Source organism: Blautia sp. MSK.18.38, from assembly GCF_024460535.1.
GTDB lineage: Bacteria > Bacillota > Clostridia > Lachnospirales > Lachnospiraceae > Blautia_A > Blautia_A fusiformis.
Genome location: NZ_JANFYP010000095.1, coordinates 1 through 437 on the forward strand (window position 1 = coordinate 1; position 437 = coordinate 437).

At 51.7% G+C, this 437-nt stretch carries 1 pseudogene; it reads left to right on the forward strand.

The annotated features are described in order from the left end of the window. Positions 1 to 285: 285 nt before the first annotated feature. A pseudogene (locus NE638_RS17900) lies at positions 286 to 437 on the forward strand (MobA/MobL family protein); the annotation flags it as partial.

A 437-nucleotide genomic window follows, 5' to 3' on the forward strand; every position in this document is an offset into this window, starting at 1 on the left:
ATGAAGGGCGCACTTATGGACAACCAGAGGTCGTCCCAATAAGTTTGCCACAAGTGGCAACCGGTCTGCGTTCACGCTTGCCGGGCTCGTTCCGTCGGCGGGGCTTTCAGCCAGACCTGCTCATGCCGCAGGAGGCACTCTTCGCCAGAGGGGCGCATTCCATGCAGGCTGCTATGCGCAGGGCACTCTTACGCAGAGGGCGTTCCGGCAATGCTGCTTTTCCTAAAACCGAAAGCAATGTTGCCGGAAATCTATGCCGGATGTGCAGAAAGGAGGCATCCAGACATGGCGATTTTTCATTACACAGTCAAAATAGTCGGACGTAGTAAAGGGAAATCTGTTATCTCCGCTTCCGCATATCTCAATGGGGATGTGATGAAAAATAAGGAAACCGGGCGAATCAGTTATTACACTTCTAAAAAAGAAGTGGTCTACAC